This window comes from Methanoculleus sediminis (assembly GCF_001017125.1).
GTDB lineage: Archaea > Halobacteriota > Methanomicrobia > Methanomicrobiales > Methanoculleaceae > Methanoculleus > Methanoculleus sediminis.
Window position 1 is genome coordinate 59120 of sequence record NZ_JXOJ01000001.1, and the last position, 6567, is coordinate 65686.

At 66.4% G+C, this 6567-nt stretch carries 8 protein-coding genes; 2 read left to right on the plus strand and 6 right to left on the minus strand.

Features of this window, described 5'->3' with window-relative positions; translation table 11 throughout:
* Window positions 1-27: 27 nt before the first annotated feature.
* The 4 genes from SZ63_RS00300 to modA are packed head-to-tail and all read right to left on the minus strand — an operon-like array spanning window position 28 to window position 3196.
* Window positions 28-1077, minus strand: coding sequence for an ATP-binding cassette domain-containing protein (locus SZ63_RS00300; RefSeq protein WP_048179357.1), 1050 nt, complete (start codon window positions 1075-1077; stop codon window positions 28-30).
* On the minus strand, window positions 1078-1890 hold the full coding sequence (locus SZ63_RS00305; protein WP_048179362.1) for an ABC transporter permease: 813 nt from the start codon (window positions 1888-1890) through the stop codon (window positions 1078-1080). It abuts the gene before it with no gap.
* A gap of 2 nt (window positions 1891-1892) precedes the next feature.
* Entirely contained in the window at window positions 1893-2384 is a 492-nt protein-coding gene (tsaA, locus tag SZ63_RS00310) for a tRNA (N6-threonylcarbamoyladenosine(37)-N6)-methyltransferase TrmO (RefSeq protein ID WP_048179365.1), read from the minus strand.
* Complete coding sequence (gene modA, locus SZ63_RS00315; protein WP_048179368.1) at window positions 2381-3196, minus strand: molybdate ABC transporter substrate-binding protein; 816 nt, start codon at window positions 3194-3196, stop codon at window positions 2381-2383. Before modA ends, tsaA begins: the two co-directional genes overlap by 4 nt.
* Window positions 3197-3360: 164 nt before the next feature.
* On the opposite strand from modA, the gene SZ63_RS00320 reads away from it, so the two are divergent.
* Window positions 3361-3729: a nuclear transport factor 2 family protein gene (locus SZ63_RS00320; protein ID WP_156168317.1), complete on the plus strand. Its 369-nt coding sequence runs from the start codon at window positions 3361-3363 to the stop codon at window positions 3727-3729.
* Here the strand turns inward: SZ63_RS00320 and thiE are convergent.
* Window positions 3726-4361 carry a thiamine phosphate synthase gene (gene thiE / locus SZ63_RS00325; protein ID WP_048179375.1) on the minus strand — a complete coding sequence of 212 codons (636 nt, stop codon included), beginning with the start codon at window positions 4359-4361 and terminating at the stop codon, window positions 3726-3728. The genes SZ63_RS00320 and thiE overlap by 4 nt on opposite strands.
* The gene (gene thiM / locus SZ63_RS00330) at window positions 4361-5200 is read right to left on the minus strand and encodes a hydroxyethylthiazole kinase (protein ID WP_048179377.1); all 840 of its coding nucleotides are present in this window, start codon (window positions 5198-5200) and stop codon (window positions 4361-4363) included. Before thiM ends, thiE begins: the two co-directional genes overlap by 1 nt.
* Window positions 5201-5334: 134 nt before the next feature.
* Here thiM and mch point away from each other — a divergent pair, with 134 nt between their 5' ends.
* Window positions 5335-6279: a methenyltetrahydromethanopterin cyclohydrolase gene (gene mch, locus SZ63_RS00335; RefSeq protein ID WP_048179380.1), complete on the plus strand. Its 945-nt coding sequence runs from the start codon at window positions 5335-5337 to the stop codon at window positions 6277-6279.
* Window positions 6280-6567: the final 288 nt, after the last annotated feature.

Consider the following 6567-nt stretch of genomic DNA (forward strand, 5'->3'; position numbering starts at 1 on the left):
CCCCTGCGCCGGGTGACCGGATAAATGCTACCGCCTGAAGACGTGGACCGCAGAAGCCTTGAAGGTGACATTCGCCGGCTCCCCCTCGACGAGGCCCAGGCGGGCGACGCTCTGCCGGGTCAGGACGGCGACGAAAGGCAGCCCCGTATCCACGACGACCCGCGAAAACATGCCGTTCTGCCGGATCTCAGCAACCGTGCCCGGGAAGGTGTTTGCGGCGCTCGACTCGAACGGCCGGCGGGAGAGGATCACCTCCTCAGGCCGGATGCCGACGCAGACGTCGCCCTCGATCGCGGTGACAGTCCGGACGACGATCTCCCCGAGGTCGATCGTCGCCTCCCCGTTTTGGACCCTCGATACCCCGCAGTAGACGTTTTCCATGCCGGTGAAGGCGGCGACGAACTCGGTGGCAGGTTTCCGGAAGACCTCATCAGGCGTGCCCGTCTGGACGATCCTGCCGTCCTGCATCACCGCTACCCGGTCGGCGAGGGCGAATATGTCCTCGAAGTGGTGGGTGATGTGGACGACCGTCGTGCCGGTCGCCCGGTGGATCGCCTTCAGTTCCCTCCGGAGCCGTTCCCGGGTGACGGTGTCGAGCGCCGAGAGCGGTTCGTCGAGGAGCAGGACGCGGGGCCGGAGGACGAGCGCCCGGGCGATCGCCGCCCGCTGCTGCTCCCCGCCGGAGAGTGTCCCTGTCGTCCGTTCCAGGAGGTGCCCGATCCCGAGGAGGGCCGCGGTCTCCCGCACGCTCTCTCCGATGCGGGCGGCTTCGGCCTTCCGCTGCAGGAGGCCGAACCCGATGTTCTCCCCGACGGTGAGGTGGGGGAAGAGCATGTAGTCCTGGTAGACCATGCCGATCCCCCGGTCTTTCGGGTCGGTGCGGGTGATGTCGCGGCCTTCAAGGGCGATCGTCCCGGCGTCCGGGGAGTATATCCCTGCCAGGGTCTCGAGGAGGATGGTCTTTCCCGCGCCGGTCGGCCCGAGGACGATGAAGTACTCGCCGTCGGCGACGGTCAGGTCCACGCAATCAAGGGTGAAGTCCCCGAGGCGTTTGGCGAGCCCGGCGATCCTGAGCACCTAGAACACCCCCCGCCCGCCGGTGTAGCGCTCGAAGACCGCGAGCGAGATGACCGATATGACGATCAGGATGACGGACGCGGCGACGGCGAGGTCGAGATCCCCCGTCGACATGTTCAGGAAGAGCGCGATGGGCAGGGTCTCGGTCTTCATCCGGGTGGCCCCCGCGAGCATGAGGACGGCGCCGAACTCGCCGATGGACTTCGACCAGGTGATGACCAGGCCCGCGATGAGGCCGCTCTTTGCGAGAGGGAGGGTGATCTGGCGGAAGGCTCCCCACTCGGTGCACCCGAGCGTTCGGGCAACGTGCTCGTAGCGGGGGTTGATCGTCTCGAAGGCCGACCGGGCGACCCTGACCATGTAGGGCAGGTTGACGAAGAACTGGGCGACGACGATCCCGAGCGGGGTGTAGATGACGTCGAGCCCCGAGGCTGATAGCATCTTCCCGAACGTCGAGGGACCGTAGAAGATGAGCAGCGCCACGCCCGCAACGAGCGGCGGAAGGGCGAGCGGAATGTTGAAGAGGGTGTTTGCCAGGTTCCTGCCGGGAAACGAGAGCCGGGCGAGCGAGTAGGCGACCGGCACGGCGGCGACGACGCAGAAAGCGGTGGAGACCGCCGAGGTGACGAGCGAGAGTTCGACGGCAAAGACGATCTCGGGGGAGAACAGGCTCTCAATGAGGGCCGGGAGCGGCGGGTAGACCACGAGGCCGCCGATGACGACGAGCGTGTAGGCGATCAGGCAAAACGTGACGGCGAGAAAGAGCGCCTTGAACGGGGTGGGGCGGGGGAGGGCGGCCCGGTTCCGGAACACAACTACTCTACCCTGAAGGACGCGCTCTGCTGTTTGATCCGCTCGACGTGCTGCGGCGTCACCCACCCGGAGGAAGCGCCCCCGATGCAGTCGAACGCCGGGATATAGGGCTTGATGTCGAGGATCGGCGTCCCGTCCAGGAGGTCGACGCCCTCGATGGCGATCGTTCCCCCGTCGATACCGGCCAGCCGGACGACCGATATCCCGAGCATGTTCGGGCGGTTGAAGTGCCGGGTGGCGAAGATGCCGTGCGCCTTGGCGCCGTCGATGAGCGGCCGCTCGGTTAGTTCCTCACCGGCGGCGTGGTGAAACCGGTAAATAAGGATGAGGTGGGAGAACCCCGCGAGCGCCGAAAGGCCGTCCCGGAATCCGGGGTGGACCTCCACCGTCCCGCGGGCGGCGGAGAAGGCAGCCTGGATGGGAGTGGCGGCCGGGTCGGTGAACGGCGTCCGGGCGACTCCGATGGCCCTGCAGGAGTACTCCGTGCCGCTCATGGCTCCACCCCTGCGTACGCCGGGTCGGGGTAGGCAGGGAACCCGTGGTCGACAAAGATCGCCTTCCCCTCGTCGGAAGTGACGAACTCGACGAACTGCCGGGCGGTGTCAGGCTGCTCCGTGAAGGTGGTCGGCCCTACCGGGACGATGAGGGTGAGGCCGTCTTCCTGCGCCAGATCGATCCTGTCCATCGTCTCGGGATTCACCATATCGAGCGTGATGAGCGCGGCGTCGGCGGTGCCCATGTTCATCGCCACCACCACCTCGTTGATCGTCGGTGCCCGGAGGACGACATTCTTCTCGACGGTGTCGAGGATGCCGTGTTTCTCAAAGAGTTTGTCGCCGGCTCTGCCGATCGCGGTGGTGTTCGCGCCGCCGAGCGCGATCTTCAGCCCGGGCCGGGCGAAGTCGTCGACCGAGGTGATATTCTTCGGGTTCCCCTTTGTGACGACGATCACCGGGACGTGGTAGGCGACGTAGCCGGGCTCTCCGACCAGTCCTTTATCCTGCGCGATCCGGTAGTCGGGCGTCCCACCGGGTATGAAAGCGTCGCCTTTCCGGGAGAGTTCCATCTGGGTGATGAGCGCGCCCGAACCGGCGAAGGTGTACTCGACGCCGATGCCGTACTTCTCGGTGAACGCCTCTCCGATCGCGGTCATCGGCTTTTTGAGGCCGGCGCCGGAGTAGACAAGCAGAGTGGCGTCTTCGGCGGTGGCGTTATCCCCGGCGACGGTGGTGCATCCCGCCGCGCAGAAGAGGAGAAAGGCGGCAAAGAGAGCGAGCGTGGTCAGTGCGATGGCATTCCGTGTCATGATCCTATTCAGTACCCGCCGTACTGATATTAAAGTGATTTCTTTTACTTTTGAGTTACTTTAAAGTGTTTTACTTGACGGACTCCCTGTTTAATCTTGCTGTTCCCCGGGCATGCGGAACCCGGGAAACGATTATTACCAGTCCGTGCGTTCACGTGCTCTTTATGGAAGACCGGTTAGCGGTTCTGCTGGATATCGAGAAGCGGGCCTGGGAGGCTGCCGACACCCGGGACGTGGAGTTCTACCGTGATTATCTCGCGCCGGAAGCCCTTGTCGTCAGCCCCTGGGGCATCCTGGACAGGGAAGGGATCCTCCGTGATCTCGTGGAGAACCCCAACGAGTTTCCGAAGTACGCCATCACGGACCCGAAGATCGTGCCTCTCGGGGAGGAGGGTGCCGTCCTCGCGTATACCGTCTCCTTCGGCGGGCAGACGCTCTACGTATCGACGGTATATGTCCAGGCCGGGGGCCGGTGGCGGGCGGCCGTCCACCAGCGGACGCCTGCTTCCCCGCCGACCTGCCCGGCGGATTAACGGCTTCCCGCTTTTGCGGCGACGATCCGGGCGCGGAGGTTCCGTGCGGCGGCGGTGACGTCGTCCTCCCCCACGACCGCCGAGATCACCGCGACGCCGTCCGCACCCGCGGCGATGACGTCGGAGACGTTCCCGGCGGTGATCCCCCCGATGGCAACGAGCGGGAGAGAGACCGCGCTCCTGATCTCCGAGAGCGCGGCAAGCCCGTGGCCCGGCCCCGCATCGTCCTTGGATCCGGTCGAAAACGTCGGGCTGAGCGCCACATAGTCGGCCCCTTCCGCCGCGGCCCGGACCGCCGCGGCGACGGACCCGACCGAGGCCCCGATGACGAACCCCGGCGGGGCGATGCGCCGCGCTTCCCTGACGGGCAGATCGCTTGCGCCGAGGTGGACGCCGTCGGCACCGGCCGCAAGGGCGACGTCAAGGCGGTCGTTCACGATGAGGAGCGCGCCGGCATCCCGGGTGATCTCGCGTATGACAACGGCCGCCGCGAAGAGTTCGCGGCCCGGGAGCCTCTTGTCACGGAGCTGGATCACGTCCGCGCCGCCGGCGACGGCGAGGCGGGCGAGATCCGCGTGGGATCGCCCGCGCCCGATCGTCTCGTCGGTGACCACGTAGAGGTCGTAATCCATCAGCGCTCCTCGATCCGCGCTTCCCGGGCAAGGTCGTCGGGGGCGAGCCCGGCAAGTTCGTCGAAGAGAGCAGTCCGAAACGAGTAGGGTCCGCGTGCCCCGCAAGCCGCCCGCTCCCCGGCCAGGCCGAACGCCGCGAGCGCTGCTGCCGACGCAACCGCGAAATCGTCCGCGACCGCGGCGAACGCCGCGGTGACCGAAGATGCCATGCACCCCGTCCCGGAGAGGCGGTCCATCATCGGGTTGCCGTTCCCGACGAGATAGATCCGGCTTCCGTCGGTGACGACGTCGACCGCCCCCGTCATCGACACCACCGTCCCGGTCGAGCGTGCGCACTCACGTGCCGTCTCGACGGGATCGCCCATGATCCCGCCGGAATCCACGCCCCGGACGCTCCCGCCGGTCCCGGCAAGGACGCCGATCTCCCCGGCGTTTCCCTTCACGACAGCGATAGCGAGGGCATCGAGGAGTCTATGGGCGGTCTCTGTCCGGAACCGGGTCGCCCCCACGCCGACAGGGTCGAGGACGACCGGGATGCCGAGTTCGTTTGCCCGGCGGCCGGCAATCAGCATGGCCTCGACCTGTGTGGCGGAGAGCGTCCCGATGTTCAGGACGAGGGCGCCGGCGGCGCCGACCATCCCGGCAACCTCCTCGGGTGCCTCGGCCATCACCGGGGCGGCCCCGGTGCAGATCGTTATGTTCGCGCAGTCGTTGATCGTGACGCTGTTCGTGATGTGATGCACCAGCGGCCGCTCCGATCGCACGGCGGAGAGAAGGCCGGCGGGGATGGCGCCGTTTATCATGCGTGCCGATGAACTGTGGTTCGTGCTGTCCGGCATAGGTACCCTATCTGTTTCCCGGGCTGTCGCATAAAACCGGTCGTTGCCGGTACGCCTCGGACCGGGCTGCATGCCTGCATGGGAACCGCTAAAGTGATCGGTGCCCTATCCCTCCGTTGAGATAGGTGAGGACGATGCTCAGCGTAAACCGCACGGCGATGCCTGCCGTGAGAGAGGTGATCGACCGCCGGGACGAGCTCGGGGTGGCGGTCGCGAAGCAGGGGAACGGCGCGACGTGCATCGACTGCGGCGTGAACGTTCCCGGGAGTTACCGGGCGGGCACGCTCTTCGTGATGACCTGCCTTGCAGGGCTCGCGACGGCGGCGATAACCATGGGCCGGGTGGGGGTCGTGCCGGTCCCGTTCCTGCACCTCACCGTGAGCCACCCCGCCCTTGCGTGCCTCGGTTCGCAGAAGGCGGGCTGGGTGCTCAAGGCCGGGAACTACTCCGCGATGGCCTCGGGTCCGGCGCGGGCGCTGGCGGCGAAGCCGAAAGAGACCTACAAAAAGATCGGCTACCGCGACACCTCGACGACCGGCATCATCGCGCTTGAGGCGGATACCCTCCCGGACGAGGGGGTCACCGGCTTCATCGCGGAGAAGTGCGGCATAGACCCGGAGAACCTCTACGTCCTCGTCGCCCCGACCCGGAGCCTGGTCGGGTCGGTGCAGATCTCCGGCCGGGTCGTCACGGCGACCCTCCATAAACTCGAGGAGAAGGGCTACGACGTCCGCCGGATCAGCCATGCGGCGGGGAGGTCGCCGATTGCGCCTGTAAAGCGGACCGGCATCGAGGCGATGGGGGCGGCCAACGACTGCAACATCTACTACGGCTCGGTCTCCCTCGTCGCGGAGGGCTACGACCCGGTCTTTGCGACCCTCCCCTCGCAGACCTCCCCCGACTACGGGAGGCCGTTTGGCCGGGTGCTCAAGGATGCCGGCTACGACTTCCTCAAGGTGGACTCGCTGCTTGCCTTCTCGCCGGCGGAGGTCACGGTGAACGATTCGGAGAGCGGCGAAGTCCGCCACTTCGGCGGCCTGAACCCTGACGTGCTGCTCGAATCCTTTGGGGCTTTGTAGGATATCACGTGATCCCCTCTCTATAAACCGCCATCTCACGCGAAGAACGACTTCCCCTCTGGGGAAGGAGTTTGAGAAGCCGTAGGCTTCGATCCGCGAAGAGCGATGGGCGGAACGCCCGGAGCGTGAGCCTCGGTAGGAACGACGTTCCTAGAGGAACGGTGCTCATGCTCCCTCCCCACAGGGGAGGTCGCACTTCAAAACCCTTCGGGTTTCTCAAGCTCCGTTCCTACGGAACATCGCACTTCTCACCTGACGGTGCTCACGCTCCTGCCCCGCACCTTCGGT

Bases quoted from the DNA above. Each gene is read 5' to 3' on its own strand.
- thiE (WP_048179375.1), bottom strand. From the start codon at position 4,361: ATGGATTACGACCTCTACGTGGTCACCGACGAGACGATCGGGCGCGGG.
- tsaA (WP_048179365.1), bottom strand. From the start codon at position 2,384: ATGAGCGGCACGGAGTACTCCTGCAGGGCCATCGGAGTCGCCCGGACG.
- SZ63_RS00320 (WP_156168317.1), top strand. From the start codon at position 3,361: ATGGAAGACCGGTTAGCGGTTCTGCTGGATATCGAGAAGCGGGCCTGG.
- modA (WP_048179368.1), bottom strand. From the start codon at position 3,196: ATGACACGGAATGCCATCGCACTGACCACGCTCGCTCTCTTTGCCGCC.
- thiM (WP_048179377.1), bottom strand. From the start codon at position 5,200: ATGCCGGACAGCACGAACCACAGTTCATCGGCACGCATGATAAACGGC.
- mch (WP_048179380.1), top strand. From the start codon at position 5,335: ATGCTCAGCGTAAACCGCACGGCGATGCCTGCCGTGAGAGAGGTGATC.